The following is a 20,590-nucleotide window of genomic DNA, read 5'->3' as shown; positions in this document are numbered from 1 at the left end:
GTATCGCACGCCGTCTGGCGGAATTGCTGGTCACTTGATGTCGTTCCCCTCCCGCGGCCGCGACGTAGGTCGGAACTTCTCCATAGGAGCGGGGGGTTCCGCGCGGCGCGCGTCTCAAGTGACGACATTTGACCGGAGAGAAGCAAGAAAAGACAGACCTTGACTTGCGCCTTACAACTGCACTATGCGGTCAGGGAGTTCCGGTATCCGGACGTTCCGCTGCCATACGGGGCGAAGGGCGCTTCCCGACCCCGTCGAAGGTCCGTCCCGTCCCCATTTCCCCCTCTGCCGCAGCGCGGAAAATGATCCCGTGCGCCCCCCGTGCTCCGGCACCGTGTGTTAGGTCACGCTTACCGGCGGTTCCTCTCGGGCATCTCCCGTCGTAGAGTCACTTGACGCGCGACCTAGTTGAGCCGACTCCCCCTCCCCTCCCGAGGACGGATATCGCCATGCCGCGTCCGACTGCCGCACAGCTCGCCTACGGGTCCGCCACGGTCATCGTGTCGACGATCGCCATGCTGCTGCTCTCGCAGACCAGTACCGGGCTCGGGGTCGCGGTCATCTCCGCGGCCGCGCTCGCCCTGGGCCTGCTCGTCGCCCTCACCGTGCCCGTGCCTCGCCGCCGCGGCCGTCACGCGGCCGGTACGAGGGCCTCCGCGGCCCCCGCGCCCGCCGCGCAGCCCGCCTCCCACGAGGGTGCGACGCCGGCCGCCCGGGTGCCCGATCCCCGGACGGCCGAGGCCGAACACCCCGTCCACCACTGAGCTTTCGCCCGCCGCGCGGACGGTGCGCGCGGCGCGCGGGAGCCGAGCGCGACGCGGCGCGGGCGGCCGCCCCGGAGGACGACCGCCCGCGCTGCACCGCGCTGCCCGCGTGCTAGGTGGCGGCCTGGACCACGACCGTCTTGGCAACCTTGTCGTGCAGGCCCTGCTTGTACGGCTTGTCGACGAGGATCGAGACCACCAGGGCGATCGGCCACAGGCAGAAGCAGCAGATCAGCGTCGGCAGCCAGAGCACGGCGGCGCGGCTCAGGGCCGCCTTGGAGCTCGGCACGCTGCCGTCGTTGAGCATCGCGACGCGCAGGCCCAGCGCCTTCTTGCCGACCGTCTGGCCGCTCTTCTTGGTGAACCACCAGTCGTAGCCGACGTACGCGACGATCGAGATCAGTGTCATCAGCAGGCCGCTGCCGCTGTACGACTTCGTGATGACCTCGCTGACGTCCTCGCCCCGGTCCGTCTCGACCATGTACCGGTTCGTGCCGAAGGCCAGCTGGATGAGGAACAGCGGGACGGCGACGATCAGCACGTCGATGATGCGTGCGGCGAGCCGCCTGCCGAAGTCGGCGAGCGGGGGCATGCCCGCGAGCGGATCGGGCATGCCGTGGCCGCCGCCACCGCCGTACGGGTCACCGCCGCCGTACGGGGGCGGCGGGGCGCCGCCGCTTCCGGGAGGCGGCGAGCCGTACGGGGAACCGCCCGACGGAGGCGTCGGCTCCTGGGGCTTCTTGCGGAACGGGTCCTCCTCGGGCGGCTCGCCCGGCGGCGGCTGGTCGGTACTCATGGCCCGAGTCGAACCCGGCTCCGTCACCCCCGCAACGGGACGGCGTCCGTTCGGGGGAGACGGCCGGTCGGCTGCGCCGCTCGTGCGGGGTCGGTTCGGGTGGGGCCGGGCGCGCGCCGGGGCGTCTCCTCGGGCGCCGAACGTGGCGGGGGGGGCGGAGGGCCGGGGCACCTCGCGTTCGGCGCCCTGCGGGGAGCGCCCCGGCACACACCCGGCTCCGCCGGAGTTCGGGGGTGCGTCGGGGTCCGTGGCCGCTGGGTGCCGGGTCAGCGGGTCACGTAGGTCTTCGCCGCCTTGTCGTGCCAGGCCTGGCGGCGCGGGCGGTCCACGAGGCACCAGAGGCTGCCGGGGACGCCGAGGAGGGCGTAGACGAGCCAGCGGCGCAGGGCCGCACCGAAGGTGGGCGGGCGGAGGGTGGCGGTGGCCAGCACGCGCACGCCGAGCAGCTTCTTGCCCGGCGTGCGGCCCCAGAGGGCCGTGGGGAGCGCCTCGTACAGCACCCCGAAGAGGAGGACCGCGCCGAGGACCAGGCCCAGGTGACCGGCGATGGTCTCGTCGAACAGCCAGACGGTGGTGGTGCGTCCGCCGGCGCGGGCGGCGTCGACCTTGGCCTGTACGTGGGCGGCGGCCTCGGCGAGGAGGGGCCGGGCGGCGGCCGCCGCGACGGCGGCGAAGACGAGGGAGTCCAGCGCGCGGGCCACGGCTCTGCGCGTCAGCCCGGCGGGGCGCACCGCCCGTTCGGCCATCCGCTCGAACACCTCACGGTGCGTACGGGTGCCTGCCGGGCGGGAGGCGGAGCTCTCCGGACGGTCGCCCTCGGACCCGCTCGGCTCCCAGCCCTTCGACCGGGGCTCCGCCGGGGCGGCCGGTGCCCCGGCGGACGGCACCTTCGGGCGGACTCCCGCGGGCCGGGGCGCCCACGCCTCGTGCCGGGGTGCCTCGGCGGCCTGTGCCGTGCCGGGGCGGGGCGCGGCGGGGAGCTCGGCCTCCGGGCCCGGATCGGCCGGGGCGGCGGGCCGGGAGGGGGCGGGGGCGGGGGCCGGGGCGGCGGGCCGGGAGGGGGCGGCCGCCCCCGGCCAGGAGGAGGTGGCTCCGGACACTCCGGCTCCGGGTGCGTCGGGCCATGCCGGGGCCGGGGCGACGGGGGCCGGAGCAGGGGCGGCCGGGGCGGGGGCCGGGGCCTGCGCGGCCGGGGCGGGGGCCGGGGCCGGGGCCTGCGCGGCCGGGGCCGGGGCCGGGGCCTGCGCGGCCGGGGAGCCCGCCGACAGGATGCCCATGGAGGACTGCGCGGGAAGCCGTGCGGGCGCCGCCGCGGCAGCCGCCGTACGGGCCAGGGAGATCCCCGCCGCCCGGGCGGCGGCCTGGCCGGCCCCAGGCCGAGGCTCCGGCTCCGGCTCCGGCTCCGGCTCCGGCGGACTGCCCCACGAGACCCGGTGGTCGCGGGGCCCGCCGAAGCCGGCCTGGTGCAGGGGGTCGGCCTGCCACACCGCGGGTTCGGGCTCGGCGACGGGTTCCGGCCCGCGTTCCCGTTCCGGTTCGGGCTCCGGCAGTGCCTCGGTCACGGAGGTCTCGTCGAGGAACACCGGACCCGTCTCCTGCGCGGGGGCGGGGCGGCTCGTGCCGGGCACCCAGGCCGCACCGTTCCAGTACCGGATGTACCCGGGGATGGACGGATCGGGGTAGTAGCCCTCGCGGGCCGCGTGCTCGCCGTCACCAGGGGAGGCCGTCATGTCCCCAACTCCGATCGTGGCTTGAGGCTTGTGCAAGGGAGGACCATAGCCAAGAACCTCGGCCCGACAGGTCCGGTAACGGGAGAATCCAAGCCATTGAGCGAACCTCACTCCCCCAACGCTTTTCGGTCAGCCAAAAGAATTCAGCCAATCTCCGGTTCGTTGCCGGAACTCGCGTCATACCCGGGCACATCGGCGCTCTCTCGGGGTGTGGGGCGCCATCAGGCCCCGGCACCGAACCGAAGTGAGGCCGTCATGCACCACCCCGTCATCGAGCGCGAGCTGGAACTGAAGCTGGTCCTGTCCCCCGAGCGCAGCATCCCCGTCCCGGCCCGGCTCCTCTACCTCACGGACGACCCGTACGCCGTCCACATCACCTTCCACACCGGCTCCAGCACCCCCGTCAACTGGACCTTCGCGCGCGAGCTGCTCGTCGAGGGGGTGTTCCGCCCGTCCGGCCACGGCGACGTCCGGATCTGGCCCACCAAGGTCGACAACAAGTCCGTGCTCTGCATGGCACTCAGCTCCCCCGACGGCGACGCCCTCCTGGAGGCCCCCGCCGGCTCCGTGTCGGCCTGGCTGGAGCGCACCCTGCGCGTGGTCCCGCCCGGCACCGAGGCCGAGCGGCTCGGCCTCGACGCGGCCCTGGCCGAGCTGCTCACCCCGACCCCCGCCGACGACCTGTGGCTGCACGACCCGTGGCCGTCGGACGAGTCGGCGGACGGGGACCTGTGATGGCGGACGGCCCCGGCCCCGGCCCGTACGGCCGGCTCCGGAGCCGGCTCCGGAGCCGGAGCCGGAGCCGGAGCCGGAGCCGGAGCCGGAGCCGGAGCCGGAGCCGGAGCCGGAGCCGGAGCCGGAGCCGGAGCCGGAGCCGCGGTCAGAAGAGCTTGCCCGGGTTGAGCAGCCCCAGCGGGTCGAAGGCCTGCTTGACGGCGCGCTGCATCTCCAGCCCCACCGGGCCGAGTTCGCGGGCCAGCCACTCCTTCTTCAGGACGCCGACCCCGTGCTCGCCGGTGATGGTCCCGCCCAGCTCCAGCCCCAGCGCCATGATCGCGCCGAAGGACTCGCGGGCCCGCCGCGTCTCGTCCTCGTCGGCGGGGTCGAAGCAGACGATCGGGTGGGTGTTGCCGTCTCCGGCGTGCGCGCAGACCCCGATGAGCAGGTCGTGGGCGCGGGCGATGGCGGCCGTCCCGTCCAGCATCTCGCCGAGCCGCGAGCGCGGTACGCACACGTCGTCGATCATCGTCGCGGGCCGCAGGGCCTCCAGCGCGGGGAAGGACATCCGGCGGGCCTGCAGCAGCAGTTCCGACTCCGCCTCGTCCTCGGCGGGCACGACGGCGGTGGCCCCGGCGGCGGTGCACAGCTCCCCCACGGCCGCGAGGTCCTCCGGGGCGTGCGGGGTGTCGAAGGCGGCCAGGAGGAGGGCCTCGGTGGCCTCCGGCAGTCCCATCTTGCCGAGGGCGTTGACGGCGCGGACGGTCGTACGGTCCATCAGTTCCAGCAGCGAGGGGGTCAGGCCCGCCTCCATGACGGCGCAGACGGCCTCGCAGGCGGCCGCGACCGAGGGGAACTCGGCGGCCAGGGCGAGCTGGCGGGGCGGCGCGGGCCTGAGGGCGAGGACGGCCTGGACGACGACGCCGAGGCTGCCCTCGGAGCCGACGAAGAGCCGGGTGAGGTCGTATCCGGCGACGCCCTTGGCGGTCCGGCGGCCCGTGCGCAGCAGCCGCCCGTCGGCCAGGACCACGTCGAGGCCGAGCACGTACTCGGCGGTGACCCCGTACTTGACGCAGCACAGGCCTCCGGAGGCGGTGCCGATGTTGCCGCCGATGGTGCACTGCTCCCAGCTGGAGGGGTCGGGCGGGTAGTACAGGCCCTGTTCGGCGACGGCCCGCGAGAGCACGGCGTTCACCACGCCCGGCTCGACGACGGCGATCCGGTCGACGGCGCTGATCTCCAGGATCCGGTCCATTTTCACCAGGGACAGCACGATGCAGCCGTCGGAGGCGTTGGCGCCGCCCGACAGGCCCGTGCGGGCGCCCTGCGGGACGACGGGGATCCGTAGGGCGGTGGCGGTGCGCATGACGTGCTGGACCTGTTCGACGGTCCGGGGCAGTACGACGACGGCCGGGGTCCCGGCGGCGCAGAAGCTGGCCATGTCGGTGGCGTAGGAGGTGGTCACCTGGGGATCGGTGAGCAGGGCGTCGGCCGGGAGCCCTTCGAGGAGGTTCGCTCGCAGACGTGCGGAGAGATCGTCATCCATGGGACCAGCCTGGCACCCCGGTGGGGCCCCTCCCAGAGGTCGTCGCGGGACCATCGGTGTGAACACGCCCGCGCCCCTCTTCGGGCACCTCCGTGAACTCTTCATATTGACGCACAGTGACCTCATGGACCGTATCGACGAGGAAACGCAGACACCGGCGCCGCCCGTGACCTTCACCGGCCGCAAGACGCTCGTGGCCGCCGCGGTCGCCGTGGTCCTGATCGCCGGGGCCCTGCTGATCCGCCCCGCCCGGACCGGTGACGACGCCCGCCCGCCGGGGCCGAGCGAGCGCGCCGCGTCGGCGGTGGGCATGGGTGCGCCCGCGGCGGCGGTGGACCTGACGGCGCTGGTGGCGGACCGGGAGAAGTGGGTCGCGAAGCACGCGGACGACGACGCCTCGTGGGCGGTCCTCGGCTCCGCCTACCTCGAACAGGCCCGGCGCACCGCGGACTCGGGCTGGTTCCCGAAGGCGGAGAAGGCGCTGAAGCGTTCGCTGGAGGTCCGCCCGGCGGAGAAGGGCAACTTCGACGCGATGACCGGCATGGGCGCGCTGGCCAATGCCCGCCGGGACTTCGGGAACGCCAAGAAGTGGGGCGAGCTCGTACGGGCGCAGGCGCCGAAGCGGTGGACGGCGTACCCGGTGCTCGTGGACGCGTACACCGGGCTCGGCGACTACAAGGCCGCCCAGAAGTCGATGGAGCTGCTGCTGGAGCTGCGGCCGGGCCTGGCGGCGTACGTCAGGGCCTCGCAGGTCTACCGGGACCGCGGCTGGCGCGAGGACGCGGTGATGTCGATGGAGCAGGCGGCGGGCGCGGCGAAGGCCCCCGCGGAGAAGGCGTACGCGCTGTTCCGGCTCGGGGAGCTGTGCTGGGAGCGGGGCGACGCGGCGGAGGCGCTGCGGCACTACGAGGGCGCGCTGCGGACGGATCCGGCGCAGGCGGAGGCGCTGGGCGGCCGGGCCCGTGCGCTGGCCGCGCTGGGGCGTTCCGGGGAGGCGGTGCGGGACTACCGGCTGGCGCTGGGGCGGACCCCGGTGCCGCAGCTGGCGCGGGAGCTGGGCGAGCTGCTGGAGTCGCTGGGCCGGGCCCGGGAGGCGCGCGTGCCGTACGACATGCTCGGTTCGATGGCGGCGCGGGACGGGCAGAACGGCGTCGACGACGACGTGGTCCTCGGCCTGTACGAGGCGGACCACGGTGATCCGTCGGCGGCGGTGCGGCGCCTGTCGGAGGAGTGGTCGCGGCACAAGAGCGTGCAGGTCGCGGACGCGCTGGGGTGGGCCCTGCACCAGGCGGGCGAGGACACGGCGGCGCTGGAGTACGCGAAGAAGGCCACGGAACAGGGCCTGCGCAGCGCCGACTTCTCGTACCACCGGGCGATGATCGAGCGCGGCCTCGGTGACGTGGCGGCGGCCCGCCGCAGCCTCCAGGACACCATGCGGACGAACCCGCACTTCTCGCCGCTGCGCGGGCCGCTGGCGAAGGAGGCGCTGACGGCGATCGGCCAGCCGGCACCGGGCGGCCCGGAGCACCTGCAGCCGGTCACTCCGTGGGTCGAGCCGGAGCTGCCCAAGCCCCGGCCCACGCCGAAGCCGAAGGCGTCGCAGGAACCGCAGGAACCGAAGGCGTCGCAGGAGCCGAAGCCGGCTCCTTCCCCGTCCACCCGCTGACCGGCCGGCCGCCGCGGCCCTCCCCTCACGGGGCCGCGACGCGGCCGGCCGGACACGGGCGGGCCCCCCGGCGCAGGCCGGGGGGCCGGGAAGCCGCGCGGGCGGCCTAGAGGTTGCCGCGCTTCTCCTGCTCGCGCTCGATCGCCTCGAACAGCGCCTTGAAGTTGCCCTTGCCGAAGCCCATCGAGCCGTGGCGCTCGATGATCTCGAAGAAGACGGTCGGGCGGTCCTGGACCGGCTTGGTGAAGATCTGCAGCAGGTAGCCGTCCTCGTCGCGGTCGGCCAGGATCTTCAGCTCGCGCAGCTCGTCGATCGGCACCCGGGTGTCGCCGACCCACTCGCCGAGCGTGTCGTAGTAGCTGTCCGGGACGGAGAGGAACTGGACGCCGGCCGCGCGCATCGAGCGCACCGTCGCGACGATGTCGTTCGAGGCCAGCGCGATGTGCTGGACGCCGGGGCCGCCGTAGAACTCCAGGTACTCGTCGATCTGCGACTTCTTCTTCGCGATCGCCGGCTCGTTGATCGGGAACTTGACCTTCTTGGTGCCGTCCGCGACCACCTTGGACATCAGCGCCGAGTACTCGGTCGCGATGTCGTCGCCCACGAACTCCTTCATGTTCGTGAAGCCCATGACCTTGTTGTAGAAGGCGACCCACTCGTTCATCCGGCCGAGTTCCACGTTGCCGACGCAGTGGTCGATGGCCTGGAAGGTGCGCTTGGCCGGGGGCGCGACCATCGGGTCGACGGCCACGTAGCCCGGCAGGTACGGGCCGGTGTAGTCGCCGCGCTCGACCAGCGTGTGGCGGGTCTGTCCGTACGTCGCGATCGCGGCCAGCACGACGGTGCCGTGCTCGTCCTTGACCTCGTACGGCTCGTCCAGGCCGCGGGCGCCCTGCTCGACGGCGTACGCGTACGCCGCGCGGACGTCCGGGACCTCGATGGCGAGGTCGATCACGCCGTCGCCGTGCTCGGCGACGTGCTCGGCCAGGAAGCGGCCGTGGTCGGTCGCCGGCTTGATGACCGAGGTCAGCACGAAGCGCGCGGAGCCGTTGGTCAGGACGTAGCTGGCCGTCTCGCGGCTGCCGTTCTCCGGGCCGGAGTAGGCCACGAGCTTCATGCCGAAGGCGGTCGAGTAGTAGTGCGCGGCCTGCTTGGCGTTGCCGACGGCGAAGACGACCGCGTCCATGCCCTTCACCGGGAAGGGGTCCGCCTCACGCGCGGTGTGCGGGGTGGTTTCGAGGTTCGCCAAAGACTCAGTCATGAGCGCAGAGTCCCGCCGATCCACAAGCTGCGCAATAGTTTCCTGTTTGCCTATACAAGGTGACCAGTCTGAGCGCAGGATGATTGAAACATCTGTGCACTATGACCACCCACGAGCACGCGTGGGCACCCGGAGGCCTCCATGGGCATCGACGAACTCGACGGCCGGCTCATCGTCCTGCTCGCCCGCGAGCCCCGGATCGGGGTCCTTGAGGCCTCGCGCCGCCTCGGCGTGGCCCGCGGGACCGTGCAGGCCCGCCTCGACCGGCTCCAGTCGAACGGGGTCATCCGCGGTTTCGGCCCGCAGGTCGATCCGACGGCTCTCGGGTATCCGGTGACCGCGTTCGCCACGCTGGAGATCAAGCAGGGGCAGGGGGCCGACGTACGGGCCCACCTGGACGGGGTGCCGGAGGTGCTGGAGCTGCACACCACCACCGGGCACGGGGACATGCTGTGCCGGCTCGTGGCCCGGTCCAACGCCGACCTGCAGCGGGTGATCGACCGCGTGGTCGGGTTCGAGGGGATCGTCAGGGCGTCGACGGCGATCGTGATGGAGAACCCGGTGCCCCTGCGGATCATCCCGCTGGTCCAGCAGGCCGCCGAGGACGACACCCGGCCCTGACGCCGCCCGGGGCCCGACGGCCGGCCGGGCATCCGAAGAAGACGTTGCAAAGAAATCCTTGCAGAGAAATCTTTGCAACTCTATCGTCGAGCCATGCCCGAGCACCCCGCAGACCCCGTTGACCCCGTTGACCCCGTAGAACCTGCGGGGCCCGCAGAGCCCAGCGTCCGTACGCTCGACGCCCGTTCACTGCGCGGCCTCGCCCACCCCCTGCGCATCCGCCTGCTGGGCGCCCTGCGCCACGACGGCCCCGCGACCGCCTCCCAACTGGCCGATCGGCTCGGGGAGTCGAGCGGCGCCACCAGCTACCACCTGCGCCAGCTCGGGGCGCACGGTTTCGTCGAGGACGCACCCGAGCACGGCAAGGGCCGCGAACGCTGGTGGCGGGCCGTGTACGACGCCACGGCCTTCGACGAGACACTGACGCTCGACGAGGACCCGGCCGTGCGCGGTGCGGCGGACCTCTTCCTGCACGAGATCGCGACGATCCACACGCAGGAGCTGAGCACCTGGCTCGGCAACGCCCACACCTGGCCCCAGGAGTGGCGGCGCGGCGCGGACCTGAGCGACTTCACCCTGCACCTGACCGCCGAGCAGAGCCTCGAACTGATCCACAAGATGCACGACCTGATCAACAGCTATCGCGACCTGCCGGCCTCGGAGGGCACGAAGGCGGTCCGCTTCCACACGCACGCCTTCCCGCGCGAGGCGGCCGTGCAGCGACCCCGCCGGGCCGAGTAGCGACCCGCCACACCCGCCGCCCGGCCCACCCGCCGCACCCACCGCCCCTCCCCCGCTCATCCCAGGAGTCCTGCCGTGCACGCCTTACTCCCCGACGGGCCGCCGCGCGCGGAGCGCCGTACTGACAAGCGCCCGCTGATCGGCGTACTGGCCGCCAACACGATTTCCATAGCCGGGAGTTCACTCACCCTCATCGGCGTCCCGTGGTTCGTGCTGCAGACCACCGGCAGCGCCGGCCGGGCCGGGGTCGTCGCCTTCTGCGCCACCCTCCCCGTCGTCGTGGCGGCCCTGATCGGCGGACCGGTCATCGACCGGACCGGCCGCCGCCGGATCTCCGTCGCCTCCGACCTGATCAGCGGCCTGTCGGTCGGCGCGATCCCGCTGCTGCACCACGCGGGCGTGCTCGACTTCTGGATGCTGTGCGCGCTGATGGCCGTCGGCGGCCTCGTGCACACCCCGGGCCTGACCGCCCGCCACGTGCTCCTGCCGGACCTCGCCCGGCACGCCGGCACCACCGTCACCCGCGCGGCCAGCCTCTACGACGCGGTCTCCCGCGGCGCCCGGATGATCGGGGCCGCCGTGGCCGGCGTACTGATCGCGGCGTTCGGCGCCGAGACCGTACTGCTGCTGGACGCGGCGACCTTCGGGGCGTCGGCGCTGCTGGTCGCCGCGTTCCTGCGCGGGGTCCCGTCCGCCGAGCCGCAGCCGGCCGCCGGCAAGGCGTCCCTCGCGGCGTACCGCACCGAACTGACCGAGGGCTGGGCCTTCCTGACCCGCTCCCGGCTGCTGCTGGGCATCACGGTGATGGTCATGATGACCAACGGCCTGGACCAGGGCTGGTCCTCGGTGCTGCTGCCCGTGCACGGCCGCGACGCCCTCGGCGGCGCCACCACGCTCGGCCTGATGATCTCCCTCTTCGGCGGCTTCGCACTGCTCGGCGCCCTGCTCTACGGGGTGTGGGGCGAGCGGTTCCCGCGCCGGACGGTGTTCGCGGGGGCCTTCCTGCTCTCCGGGGCGACCCGGTACGCCGTGGCCGCGGTCACCGACACGCCGCTGCCGCTCGCGGTGACCATGGCCCTGGCCGGCCTGTGCGTGGGCGTGCTCAACCCGATCCTGACCACGGTCATGTACGAGCAGGTGCCGGACGAGCTGCGCAGCCGCGTCGCGGGGGTGACCACGGCGGGCTGCGAGCTGACCATGCCGCTGGGCGGGCTGGCGGCGGGCCTGCTGGTCGACGGGTTCGGGATCGGTCCGGCGCTGCTGCTGTTCGGCGGCACCTACCTGCTGACGACGCTCGCCCCGCTGGTCTTCCCGGCCTGGCGCGGCCTGGACCGCGAGCCGGACGTCAGCAGGACGGAACGTCCTCTCCCCGCTTCAGCGCACGCAGGGAGTTCACCGCATCCGTCAGCGAAGTGACGGGGACCAGCCGCAGCCCCTCGGGGAGTTCCGACCGGGCGTCCGCGCACTCGGCCTTCGGCACGAGGAACACGCTCGCCCCGTCGCGCCGCGCGGCCTGGGTCTTCAGGGCCACCCCGCCGACGGCGCCGACCGTGCCGTCGGCGGTGATGGTTCCCGTACCGGCAATGCTCCGTCCGCCGGTGAGATCGCCGCCGCTGCCGTCGCCGTCGAGCTTGTTGACGACGCCGAGGGAGAAGAGGAGCCCGGCACTCGGACCGCCGACGTCGGCGAGGTTGAGCTCGACCTTCACGTCCTTCGGGTCCTTGTGGAGATAGCCGAGCGCGGCTTCGGCGGCGGCCGACTGCGACTTGGCCATCTCCTCCAGGTTGTGCTTCTCGATCTCCTCGTCGCTTCCGCCCGAGGAGTAGACGGCCTCCTTGGGCATGACCGCCTGATCGGTCTTGAACCAGTGGTCGACGAGCTCGTGCAGCCGCATGGTCGAGGACGGGCCGGTGGCCCGGATGGTCGTCATCCGCAGCTGGCCCTCGGTCTCCCGGACGGGCGCCCCGGTGACGGTGATGACCGGCTTGCCCTTGTCGGACCCCAGCACGTCGGCCGTGGGGCCGGGAACGGCGACCACGTAGGGCAGGGGTGCGAAGGCCGCGGCGACGAACAACCCGACCACGGGCACGGCACAGACGGCCAGGGCAACGGGACGCGACAGACGTGTGAGGCGTGAGAGCACCCACCCAATCTATCCGCCCATGCTCACACCGGCCCCGCCGGGCGATCCAGCCCCGCCGGGCGCTCCAGCCCCGCCGGGCCTCTTCAGCCGCGCCGGGCAATCCAGCCCCGCCGGCGTTTGAGGCGCTCTTGCAGCCCCGCCGGCGTTTGAGGCGCTGGGGGCATCTCCCAGCGGTAGCTGGGGGAGGGTCCGGGGGCAGCGCCCCCGGCGACGGCGCCGCACCCACCCCCCCCCCACACCGCCGCACCGCACCCGGCGAAGAACGTCGGGCTCAGCGCAGCGCGTCGGCTCAGCGCAGCGCGTCGGCGACTTCGCGCGCCGCGTCCACCACCCGCGGCCCCACCCGCTCCGGCACCGCATCGGCCAGCATCACGACCCCGACGCTGCCCTCCAGCCCGGTGATCCCCACGAGCGGCGCGGCCGCGCCACTCGCGCCCGCTTCGAGCTCGCCGTGCGTCAGCGTGTACCCGGGTTCGATGAGGGAGCCCTGACGGGCGGCCAGGATGGCCCGCCCGGCGGCCCCGCGGTCCAGCGGGTGGCGGAAGCCGGCCCGGTAGGCCACGTGGTAGTCCGTCCAGGTCGGTTCCACGACGGCGACGGCGAGCGCCTCGGTGCCGTCGACGAGGGTCAGGTGCGCGGTGGCCCCTATGTCCTCGGCGAGCGAACGCAGCGCGGGCAGGGCGGCCTCGCGTACGAGGGGATGCACCTGCCGGCCCAGCCGGAGCACGCCGAGCCCGACGCGGGCCCGGCCGCCGAGGTCACGGCGGACCAGGGCGTGCTGTTCGAGCGTGGCGAGGAGCCGGTAGACCACGGTGCGGTTCACACCGAGGCGGTTGGAGAGCTCGGTGACGGTCAGACCGTGGTCGGTGTCGGCGAGCAGTTTGAGGACTCTGAGCCCTCTGTCGAGAGTCTGGGAGGTTTCCGCGGTCACGACGCCTCTCCCTCTTTCGGTGAGCGGCGGTGACTCTCGGGGTGGAACGCCGCCGGTCCCGCGGCGGCGCACGGAGAGGCCGCCGGTAGCGGCCATGGCACCGGCTGCGCTCCCGCGGCGGCGCTGCCACGGTGCGTTCGATGCGGGGACAGTAGCGAGCAGGTCCGCTCAGCGGAAGGGCTCGTCCAGAATCCGGGCGCGTGCTACCCGTTTGTGCCGGTTCCTGATCGCTTCTGGTGTCGATTCGTAACCTCAATTGCCACAGGAGCTCTTTACCGCCCCATTACTCTGATCATGTTCAAAAAGATGGTCATTCGGCTCGGGGGGGTGTCTCTATGTCCTTCGTCAAGGATGTGGCGCCGGGTTTGAGGCTGTTTGGGGCGGTCATGCGGCGAGAGTGACGCTGGGGGTCCGGGATTCGTAGAAGGTTCCGTCGCGGAGCATGGCGAAGAGGACGCTGATGCGTTGGCGGGCGAGGCGGAGGAGAGCCTGGGTGTGGGTTTTGCCGCGGGCTCTTTGCCTATCGTAGTAGGCGCGGGAGGCCTGGTCGGCGTTCATGCAGGCGAAGGCGGAGAGGAACATGGCGCGTTTGAGCTGCCGGTTTCCTCCTCTGGGTGCGTGTTCGCCGTGGATCGAGGTCCCTGACGACTTCGTCGTGGGGGCGAGGCCGGCGTAGGAGGCGAGGTGGGCGGCGGTGGGGAAGCCGGTCCCGTCGCCGACGGTGACCAGCAGGACGGCGGCGGTCCTGACTCCGACTCCCGGCATCGAGGTCAGGACCTGGTGAAGAGGGTGAGCCACCAGCAGGGTGCTGATCTGGGCTTCCAGGGCCCGGCGTTGGTCGTGGACCGCGGCGAGCGAGCGGGCCAGCGACGGGATGACCACGTCGAGGGTGCCGGTTCCCGGGACCACGACGGTCTGTTCGTCGAGGGCGTCGAAGACGTCGTCGATCAGCCGGGCCGCCATGCGGGGGGCCTTGGGACGGATCACCTCAACGAGTCTGCGGCGGCCGGCTTTCCGCAGAGCGTTCGGGGATCCGTATCGCTCGAGGAGCCAGGTGACGGCGGGGTGGTCCAGCCGCGGGCCCAGGACCCGCTCGAGGCTGGGGTGGAACTGGGTCAGCAGACCGCGTATCCGGTTCGAAGTGCGGGTGGCCTCGGCCGCGAGGTCCTGGTCGAAGCCGGTCAGCACCGTGAGCTCGGCGGTGATCTCGTCGGTCAGCTCCAGCGAACGCAAAGTGTGAGGCATCGTCCGGGCCGCGTCCGCGATCACCGCCGCGTCCTTCGCATCGGTCTTCGCCTCGCCTGGATAGAGGTCGGCGATCCGTCGCATCGCGAGTCCGGGCAGGTAGGCGACCTGGCAGCCGGCGTCGCGGGCGACGGTCAGAGGCAGGGCGCCTATGGATGCGGGCTGGTCCACGATCACCAGGACGGTGCCGAACTTGGCTTTGAGCTTGTCGAAGACGGCCCGCAGCTTCGGTTCGCTGTTGGGCATCGCCTTGTCGAAGACCTTCTTCCCGGCCGGGGTGAGCCCGTGGCCGTGGTGGGCGGTCTTGCCGACGTCCATCCCGAGGAAGACGCCCACGCCTTCGGTGTCTAACATCGCACCCTTCCCAGGTGTTGACCGTGCCGGCCTCGGCAATGGCACCGTGCTCGCGCATCCACGTTATGTAGACCTGCCGCCCACGTCTGTGCCCGGCATTGCGCCGGACCGGGCGGTGGCCGGGTCTCTCATCAGCGTCTCCGACGGCACCCCTCGGACCCGGCGACACCACCCCCCAGGTCATGCCTTCGACAGAGGGGACACAGTCATACCGGGCCCGGAGGCCAGCGGCCCCATTGCAGGACCGCGAAAAACATAACGGGGGATGCGCTCGCGCGCACCTGGGCCGTTCGGAGGGGGAAAACCCGCATGAAGCTCAAGCGCATCGCCATGGTCGCCGCCGCCGCGGTGGTCGGCCCGACGGTCCTGATGGCCACGCCGGCCATGGCCGACGAGGTCCGCAACCCGGCGGTCACGACCCCGGACGCGGCGCCGAAGGACGACACGGCCCCGGCGACCGGAGAGACCCCGCAGGCCCCGCAGGCCCCGGAGGCGTCGAAGCCCGAGGCCGGGCAGCAGCCGGCGGCCCCGGAGGCCCAGCCGAAGCCGCAGCCGAAGCCGGCCGAGACGGTCACGTCCGAGGGCGCCGGAAAGACCGACCAGAAGACCGTCGCCTCCGCCCCGAAGCTGACCCTGGACGGCCTCCCGAAGGAGTTCAGGTCCGGCGCCGGCTGGAGCGAGTTCTCCCTGCACGTGGACAACTCGGGCCGTCCGGCCGTCGACGACTACTCGCTCGAACTGGTCCTGTGGACCCTCGACACCTTCGGGTGGGAGGCCGACGACATCCAGGCGGAGGTCTACGCGCCCGACTCGAAGGGCACCTGGGGCTGGCACGCCATCGCGGCGGACGGATCCGAGGAGGTCTACAGCCTCGGCGTCGCCGACGTGGACATCGAAAACAACGAGGTCTTCGACCTCAAGCTTCGTATGAAGTTCGGCAAGGACACGCCGTCCTCGCGATTCTCCCTGTCCACGACCGCCGAGGGCGGCACCGCGGACCGCGTCCGGTACGAGTCCAAGGTGACCTCGCCCGACGAGCAGGAGCAGAACAACGGACCGAAGGTCGCCCTGCAGGGCCTGCCGGCCGGCGGCTTCAAGGCGGGCGGCGGCTGGCAGCCGTTCTCGCTCGGCGTCGACAACTCCGGCAAGGAGAAGATCGACAACTACGGCTTCGCGGTCTTCTTCGACAACAACAGCGAAACCCTCAAGTCGAAGCACCTCGCCATCGAGGTCTGGGACGGCGGGCGCTGGGTCGACGCCAAGAACGACACGTCGAGCCAGGTGGCCTGGACGCTCATCGACCGCGCGGTCGGCAAGGACGCGAAGTTCGACATCCTGCTGCGGGCCAAGTTCACCGCGGACGCCCCGGTCGGCCCGATCTTCATGGCCGTGCTCGCGGACGACCACGGCGTGGACGGCATCACCTCCGACGTGGCCTTCGCCTACAGTTCGATCACCGCGCCCGGCACCGGCACCGGCGACGGCGGCAACACCGGCAACCAGCCGAAGCCCGAGGGCCACTCCACCCCGATCAAGGACACGACCCCCGTCGCCACCGGTGGCCAGCTGGCCGAGACCGGCACCGACGCGGCCACCAGCTGGGCCCTCGCCGGGGCCGGCGTGGCGCTCGCCATGGGCGCGGCCCTGGTCGCGGGCACCGGCCGCCGTCGCCGCCCCACCGCGTAACCGCGCAAGACCGTAAGACCGTCACAGGGGACGGGGTCCGTGCGATGCTCCGCACGGACCCCGTCCCCTGTTCTGTGTGAACTCACCGCGAACTCACCGCGGGGTCACCGCATGCGGGTGGCCCACTCCTGCACCTTCTTGATCCGCTCGCGCAGCTGCCCCGCCGTGGCCTCCGCGCTCGGCGGTCCGCCGCACACCCGGCGCAGCTCCGTGTGGATCACCCCGTGCGGCTTGCCGCTCTGGTGGACGTACGCGCCGACCATCGTGTTCAGCGACTTCCGCAGCTCCAGCAGCTCCTTGTGCGAGACCACCGGCCGCCGCTCCGCCGGCAGCTCCAGCAGGTCCGCCTCGGAGTCCGGCTTGCGGCGGCTGTGCGCGATCTGCCGCGACTGCCGCTTCTGCAGCAGCATCTGCACCTGGTCCGGCTCCAGCAGTCCGGGGATGCCGAGGTAGTCCTGCTCCTCCTCGCTGCCCGGGTGCGCCTGCATGCCGAACTCGGCGCCGTCGTAGAGCACCCGGTCGAAGACCGCGTCGGACTCCAGCGCCTCGAAGGACATCTGTTCGTCCTCGCCGGTGTCCTCGTCCTCCTGCTTGTTCGCCTCGTCCATCTCCTTCTCGGACTCGGCGTACGGGTCTTCCTCGCCCTGCTTCTTCGGCTTGTCGAGGACGTGGTCGCGCTCGACCTCCATCTCGTTGGCGAAGCCGAGGAGGTAGGGAATGGTCGGAAGGAACACGGACGCGGTCTCGCCGCGCCTGCGCGAGCGCACGAAGCGCCCGACGGCCTGGGCGAAGAACAGCGGGGTCGAGATCGTCGTCGCGTACACGCCCACCGCGAGGCGCGGTACGTCGACGCCCTCGGACACCATCCGGACCGCGACCATCCAGCGGCTGCCGTCCTCGCTGAACTCGTCGATCCGCTTCGACGCGCCGGTGTCGTCGGAGAGCACCACGGTCGCCTTGCTGCCGGTGATCTCCCGCAGCAGTTTGGCGTAGGCGCGCGCCGACTCCTGGTCGGAGGCGATCACGAGGCCGCCCGCATCGGGGATGCCCTTCCTGACCTCCGTCAGCCGCTGGTCGGCGGCGCGCAGCACGTTCGGCATCCAGTCGCCGCGCGGGTCCAGCGCGGTGCGCCAGGCCTGCGAGATGGCGTCCTTCGTCATCGGCTCGCCGAGCTTGGCGGCGATCTCGTCGCCCGCCTTGGTGCGCCAGCGCATGTTGCCGCTGTAGGAGAGGAAGATGACGGGCCGGACGACGCCGTCGCCGAGGGCGTTGCCGTAGCCGTAGGTGTAGTCGGCGGACGACCGGCGGATCCCGTCGTTCCCCTCCTCGTACGAGACGAAGGGGATCGGGTTCGTGTCGGACCGGAAGGGCGTACCGGTCAGGGCCAGGCGCCGGGTCGCCGGGTCGAAGGCCTCCAGGCAGGCCTCGCCCCAGGACTTCGAGTCACCGGCGTGGTGGATCTCGTCGAGGATGACGAGGGTCTTGCGCTGCTCGCACCGGTTGCGGTGCAGCATCGGGCGCACGCCGACACCCGCGTAGGTGACGGCGACCCCGTGGTAGTCCTTGCTGAGGGGCCCGGCGGAGTACTCGGGATCCAGCCGGATGCCTATCCGCGCCGCGGCTTCAGCCCACTGCTTCTTCAGGTGCTCGGTCGGCGCGACCACGGTCACCTGCTGGACCACGTGGTGGTGCAGCAGCCAGGAGGCGAGGGTCAGCGCGAAGGTGGTCTTGCCTGCGCCGGGGGTCGCGACCGCGAGGAAGTCCCGCGGCTGCTTCTCGATGTAACGGTCCAGTGCTCCCTGCTGCCAGGCGCGCAGTTTGCCCGCCGTACCCCAAGGGGCGCGGCCGGGGAAGGCGGGTGAGAGGTGGTGGGAGGCGGTAGTAGTCACGGTCTCCGGTTCGTCGCTCTCGGCAGTCGTACGTAGGACAACCGGGCCACCTTACCGGGACGGGCCCGCCCCTCGCGGAGGGACAGGCCCGTGACCTCGCGCGGTGCGGCGAGCGTCACATCGGCGGGACGAGCAGTGCCCTCAGCCGGCCGGCGATCCGCGCGACATCCGTCTCGTGCCCGGCGGCCACGTCGATGACCAGGCCGTAGGCGGCCTCCTGATCCACGTCGCCCGGGTCGGCCCCGTTCACCGCGAGGAAGGTGGCCGCGGCGAGCCAGGCGGTGCGCTTGTTCCCGTCGACCAGGGGGTGGTTCGTCGCGATGCCGTGGAGCAGCGCGGCGGCCTGCTCGTACGGGTCCTCGTACGCCGGCGTACCGAACATGCGGGCCCGGGGCCGGTGGACCGCCGACTCCAGCAGCCCGGGGGCCCGCAGTTCGACGGACTGGTCCTGGGCGAGGCAGGCGTGCCGGGCCACGCCGAGGACCTCGGCGAGCGTGAGGTGGCGCACCGGGACGGCGGCGGCGTTCACTGGCCGAGCCGCTTCAGCAGGGGCGCGTGGCGTTGCGCGAGCCGCAGCGCCTCGGCCCCGACCCGGTCCCGCTCGGCCCGCAGCCGCGCCCGTACGGCGTCCAGCGCGAGCTCCTCGGGCGACTGGCCGGTGGCGTCGGCAAGGTCGGCGCATTCCGCGCGCTCGGCGTCGGACAGCCGGATGATCAGCTCGTTCATGGCCGCAACGCTAGTGCGGCAGCGGCCGTGACGCAGCAGAATTCCGCGGCGCGCTCACGCCTCGGCGGGCTCCAGCCGGGTCGCGACCCAGGCGCCCACCAGTGCCACGCACGCCATCGGCAGGAACACCACCACGAAGGCGCCGGGGTGCGAGGCCGACGCCCCGTCCGTCAGGGCGTGGGAGGCGCCGACGGCTCCACCGCCCAGCGCGGCGAACGCGGCGCCGCCGCCCGCCAGCAGGACCACGTTCGCCAGCGCGTCCGAGATCTGCAGCGCGGCGGAGTTCGCCCCCGCCTCCTCCGGCGCCGACAGCTTCAGCAGCAGCACGCTCGTGGAGCCGATCACCAGCCCCATGCCCAGGCAGCCGACCGCCCAGGCCAGCGCCAGCGTCCACACCGGCACGGACTCGATCAGCACGGCGGGCGCCGCGGCGATGGCCAGGGCCACCATCACCATCCCGGCCACCATCAGCCGTTCGCGGTACGGGGCCATCCGCCCCTTCGACTGCACCCACGAGCCGCCCGCCCAGGTCACTCCGCCGAGCGCGAGCGAGAAGCCGGCCAGGGTCGGGCTCAGCCCCCGCTGGGTGACCAGCATCAGCGGTACGAAGCTCTCCGCCGCGATGAACGAGCCCGCGGCCACTCCGCGCAGCAGCACCACGGACGGCAGTCCGCGCCGTGCCAGGTACGTTCCGCGGGGCAGCAGCCCCAGCACGGCGGGCACGAGCAGGGCGACGCCGGCGATGCCCGGCACCAGCGACAGCCACCGCAGGTCCTGGGCGGCGTACTGGAGCAGGCCCGCGCCCAGCGAGATCCCGAGGGCCAGTCGGATCCGCCGCCGGTCGAAGGCCACGGGCGGCGCGCCGGGGTCGACGGGCCCGGACGCGGTCCGCCGTATCGCGGGCAGGGCCACCATCAGCGGTACGACGACCAGGGCCGGGATCCCGAGGAACACCCACCGCCAGCCGAGGTGCTCGGTGACCGTCCCCGAGGCCAGCGGCCCGACGATCGAGGGGACCACCCAGCTCGCGGCGAAGGCGGCCATGATGGCGGGCCGCAGCCGCTCCTCATAGGCGCGGCTGACCACCACGTACAGGGCGACGATGACGAGCCCGCCGCCGAAGCCCTGCACGGCCCGGCCGAGCACGAACACCCACATCGCCCCGGCGGTCCCGGAGACCACGAGCCCGGAGGCGAACGCGGCGATGCCGACGGCCAGCGGCCGCAGCGGCCCCTGCCGGTCGGCCCACTGCCCGGACAGGACCATGCCGAAGAGGCTGGTCGTGAAGTAGGCGGAGAAGGCGAAGGCGTAGAGCCCGATCCCCTCCAGCTCGCGCGCGGCGACGGGCATGGCCGTCCCGACGGCGGTGGCCTCGAAGGCGATCAGGAAGACGACGGAGATGATCCCGATGCTGAGCGTCCGGTACGCGGGCCCGAGGATCCCGCCCTGCTGCAGGGGCGGGATCGGTGTTCCGGTTCTCTGGGGCACGCGGGGCTCAAGGGCACTCATCGCCCCAGCGTAAGGTGCGTAGCCTCATCTCGACCCTGTCCATTCGACGGATCCCGCCTCCTCCCGGAGACCTAGGCCCCCGGGTCACTGTGAACGCGGCATGGCAGTCGTGTTGCACCCGCCGCGGAACCCTTCCCGCTCCCCCGCGGCCCCCGTACGGTCATGCACATCACCACCTCACAGCCGTGTGCCCGAGTGGTTGAGGGACTCGCCTGCAAAGCGAGTTACGCCGGTTCGATTCCGGTCACGGCTTCGCGGCGAGCCG

Annotated in this window: 18 protein-coding genes and 1 tRNA gene; 8 read left to right on the top strand and 11 right to left on the bottom strand. The window is 72.6% G+C overall.

Annotated features, from left to right (window positions below; translation table 11 throughout):
• Positions 1 to 449 precede the first annotated feature (449 nt).
• The gene (locus RIU97_RS25400) at positions 450 to 764 is read left to right on the top strand and encodes a hypothetical protein (protein ID WP_404959886.1); all 315 of its coding nucleotides are present in this window, start codon (positions 450 to 452) and stop codon (positions 762 to 764) included.
• A gap of 112 nt (positions 765 to 876) precedes the next feature.
• Here RIU97_RS25400 and RIU97_RS25395 read toward each other — a convergent pair whose 3' ends face one another.
• Together RIU97_RS25395 and RIU97_RS25390 are read right to left on the bottom strand one after the other, a co-directional pair.
• Positions 877 to 1,560: an RDD family protein gene (locus tag RIU97_RS25395; protein ID WP_404959885.1), complete on the bottom strand. Its 684-nt coding sequence runs from the start codon at positions 1,558 to 1,560 to the stop codon at positions 877 to 879.
• A gap of 266 nt (positions 1,561 to 1,826) precedes the next feature.
• Positions 1,827 to 3,290 carry an RDD family protein gene (locus RIU97_RS25390; RefSeq protein ID WP_404959884.1) on the bottom strand — a complete coding sequence of 488 codons (1,464 nt, stop codon included), beginning with the start codon at positions 3,288 to 3,290 and terminating at the stop codon, positions 1,827 to 1,829.
• 255 nt (positions 3,291 to 3,545) lie between these two features.
• On the opposite strand from RIU97_RS25390, the gene RIU97_RS25385 reads away from it, so the two are divergent.
• Entirely contained in the window at positions 3,546 to 4,025 is a 480-nt protein-coding gene (locus tag RIU97_RS25385) for an SsgA family sporulation/cell division regulator (protein WP_404959882.1), read from the top strand.
• Positions 4,026 to 4,170: 145 nt separating this feature from the next.
• Here the strand turns inward: RIU97_RS25385 and RIU97_RS25380 are convergent, their stop codons facing one another.
• Positions 4,171 to 5,553, bottom strand: a complete 1,383-nt coding sequence (locus RIU97_RS25380) for an FAD-binding oxidoreductase (protein ID WP_404959881.1) — start codon at positions 5,551 to 5,553, stop codon at positions 4,171 to 4,173.
• Between the two features lie 124 nt (positions 5,554 to 5,677).
• On the opposite strand from RIU97_RS25380, the gene RIU97_RS25375 reads away from it, so the two are divergent.
• Positions 5,678 to 7,219 (top strand): tetratricopeptide repeat protein, encoded by a 1,542-nt coding sequence (locus RIU97_RS25375; RefSeq protein ID WP_404959880.1) that lies wholly within the window; start codon positions 5,678 to 5,680, stop codon positions 7,217 to 7,219.
• A 106-nt stretch (positions 7,220 to 7,325) separates the two neighbouring features.
• Here RIU97_RS25375 and hppD read toward each other — a convergent pair whose 3' ends face one another.
• On the bottom strand, positions 7,326 to 8,480 hold the full coding sequence (gene hppD, locus RIU97_RS25370; RefSeq protein WP_030717898.1) for a 4-hydroxyphenylpyruvate dioxygenase: 1,155 nt from the start codon (positions 8,478 to 8,480) through the stop codon (positions 7,326 to 7,328).
• Between the two features lie 141 nt (positions 8,481 to 8,621).
• Between hppD and RIU97_RS25365 the strand changes: the two genes are divergently transcribed.
• The 3 genes from RIU97_RS25365 to RIU97_RS25355 all read left to right on the top strand — a co-directional run bounded on the left by RIU97_RS25365 (position 8,622) and on the right by RIU97_RS25355 (position 11,258).
• Positions 8,622 to 9,101 (top strand): Lrp/AsnC family transcriptional regulator, encoded by a 480-nt coding sequence (locus tag RIU97_RS25365; RefSeq protein WP_404959879.1) that lies wholly within the window; start codon positions 8,622 to 8,624, stop codon positions 9,099 to 9,101.
• A 93-nt stretch (positions 9,102 to 9,194) separates the two neighbouring features.
• Positions 9,195 to 9,842 carry an ArsR/SmtB family transcription factor gene (locus tag RIU97_RS25360; protein ID WP_404959877.1) on the top strand — a complete coding sequence of 216 codons (648 nt, stop codon included), beginning with the start codon at positions 9,195 to 9,197 and terminating at the stop codon, positions 9,840 to 9,842.
• 75 nt (positions 9,843 to 9,917) lie between these two features.
• Positions 9,918 to 11,258 (top strand): MFS transporter, encoded by a 1,341-nt coding sequence (locus RIU97_RS25355; protein WP_404959876.1) that lies wholly within the window; start codon positions 9,918 to 9,920, stop codon positions 11,256 to 11,258.
• Here the strand turns inward: RIU97_RS25355 and RIU97_RS25350 are convergent.
• The 3 genes from RIU97_RS25350 to RIU97_RS25340 all read right to left on the bottom strand — a co-directional run bounded on the left by RIU97_RS25350 (position 11,188) and on the right by RIU97_RS25340 (position 14,515).
• A complete protein-coding gene (locus RIU97_RS25350; RefSeq protein WP_404959874.1) occupies positions 11,188 to 11,985 on the bottom strand; it encodes a S16 family serine protease in 798 nt (265 codons plus the stop codon). The two genes, RIU97_RS25355 and RIU97_RS25350, sit on opposite strands and share 71 nt — an antisense overlap.
• 289 nt (positions 11,986 to 12,274) lie before the next feature.
• On the bottom strand, positions 12,275 to 12,916 hold the full coding sequence (locus RIU97_RS25345) for an IclR family transcriptional regulator (protein WP_007264382.1): 642 nt from the start codon (positions 12,914 to 12,916) through the stop codon (positions 12,275 to 12,277).
• 384 nt (positions 12,917 to 13,300) lie between these two features.
• Positions 13,301 to 14,515, bottom strand: coding sequence for an IS110 family transposase (locus RIU97_RS25340; RefSeq protein WP_404953105.1), 1,215 nt, complete (start codon positions 14,513 to 14,515; stop codon positions 13,301 to 13,303).
• Between the two features lie 309 nt (positions 14,516 to 14,824).
• Between RIU97_RS25340 and RIU97_RS25335 the strand changes: the two genes are divergently transcribed.
• Positions 14,825 to 16,201, top strand: coding sequence for a hypothetical protein (locus RIU97_RS25335; RefSeq protein WP_404959873.1), 1,377 nt, complete (start codon positions 14,825 to 14,827; stop codon positions 16,199 to 16,201).
• Between the two features lie 104 nt (positions 16,202 to 16,305).
• Here RIU97_RS25335 and RIU97_RS25330 read toward each other — a convergent pair whose 3' ends face one another.
• From RIU97_RS25330 to RIU97_RS25315, 4 genes are all read right to left on the bottom strand, one after another.
• Entirely contained in the window at positions 16,306 to 18,090 is a 1,785-nt protein-coding gene (locus tag RIU97_RS25330; protein WP_404959871.1) for a DEAD/DEAH box helicase, read from the bottom strand.
• A gap of 115 nt (positions 18,091 to 18,205) precedes the next feature.
• Positions 18,206 to 18,619 (bottom strand): type II toxin-antitoxin system death-on-curing family toxin, encoded by a 414-nt coding sequence (locus RIU97_RS25325; RefSeq protein WP_404959870.1) that lies wholly within the window; start codon positions 18,617 to 18,619, stop codon positions 18,206 to 18,208.
• On the bottom strand, positions 18,616 to 18,816 hold the full coding sequence (locus RIU97_RS25320) for a hypothetical protein (protein ID WP_404959869.1): 201 nt from the start codon (positions 18,814 to 18,816) through the stop codon (positions 18,616 to 18,618). The genes RIU97_RS25325 and RIU97_RS25320 overlap by 4 nt, the downstream gene beginning before the upstream one ends.
• 54 nt (positions 18,817 to 18,870) lie before the next feature.
• Positions 18,871 to 20,325, bottom strand: coding sequence for an MFS transporter (locus tag RIU97_RS25315; protein WP_404959868.1), 1,455 nt, complete (start codon positions 20,323 to 20,325; stop codon positions 18,871 to 18,873).
• A gap of 181 nt (positions 20,326 to 20,506) precedes the next feature.
• Here RIU97_RS25315 and RIU97_RS25310 point away from each other — a divergent pair.
• Positions 20,507 to 20,578, top strand: a tRNA-Cys gene (locus RIU97_RS25310).
• Positions 20,579 to 20,590 lie beyond the last annotated feature (12 nt).

It is taken from the genome of Streptomyces sp. 147326, assembly GCF_045000215.1.
GTDB lineage: Bacteria > Actinomycetota > Actinomycetes > Streptomycetales > Streptomycetaceae > Streptomyces.
This window is presented reverse-complemented; position numbering and strand designations above follow the sequence as displayed.

Excerpts from the sequence above, each read along its gene's own strand:
- RIU97_RS25400 (WP_404959886.1), top strand. The coding sequence starts at position 450 with ATGCCGCGTCCGACTGCCGCACAGCTCGCCTACGGGTCCGCCACGGTC.
- RIU97_RS25395 (WP_404959885.1), bottom strand. The coding sequence starts at position 1,560 with ATGAGTACCGACCAGCCGCCGCCGGGCGAGCCGCCCGAGGAGGACCCG.
- RIU97_RS25390 (WP_404959884.1), bottom strand. The coding sequence starts at position 3,290 with ATGACGGCCTCCCCTGGTGACGGCGAGCACGCGGCCCGCGAGGGCTAC.
- RIU97_RS25385 (WP_404959882.1), top strand. The coding sequence starts at position 3,546 with ATGCACCACCCCGTCATCGAGCGCGAGCTGGAACTGAAGCTGGTCCTG.
- RIU97_RS25380 (WP_404959881.1), bottom strand. The coding sequence starts at position 5,553 with ATGGATGACGATCTCTCCGCACGTCTGCGAGCGAACCTCCTCGAAGGG.
- RIU97_RS25375 (WP_404959880.1), top strand. The coding sequence starts at position 5,678 with ATGGACCGTATCGACGAGGAAACGCAGACACCGGCGCCGCCCGTGACC.
- hppD (WP_030717898.1), bottom strand. The coding sequence starts at position 8,480 with ATGACTGAGTCTTTGGCGAACCTCGAAACCACCCCGCACACCGCGCGT.
- RIU97_RS25365 (WP_404959879.1), top strand. The coding sequence starts at position 8,622 with ATGGGCATCGACGAACTCGACGGCCGGCTCATCGTCCTGCTCGCCCGC.
- RIU97_RS25360 (WP_404959877.1), top strand. The coding sequence starts at position 9,195 with ATGCCCGAGCACCCCGCAGACCCCGTTGACCCCGTTGACCCCGTAGAA.
- RIU97_RS25340 (WP_404953105.1), bottom strand. The coding sequence starts at position 14,515 with ATGTTAGACACCGAAGGCGTGGGCGTCTTCCTCGGGATGGACGTCGGC.
- RIU97_RS25335 (WP_404959873.1), top strand. The coding sequence starts at position 14,825 with ATGAAGCTCAAGCGCATCGCCATGGTCGCCGCCGCCGCGGTGGTCGGC.
- RIU97_RS25320 (WP_404959869.1), bottom strand. The coding sequence starts at position 18,816 with ATGAACGAGCTGATCATCCGGCTGTCCGACGCCGAGCGCGCGGAATGC.
- RIU97_RS25315 (WP_404959868.1), bottom strand. The coding sequence starts at position 20,325 with ATGAGTGCCCTTGAGCCCCGCGTGCCCCAGAGAACCGGAACACCGATC.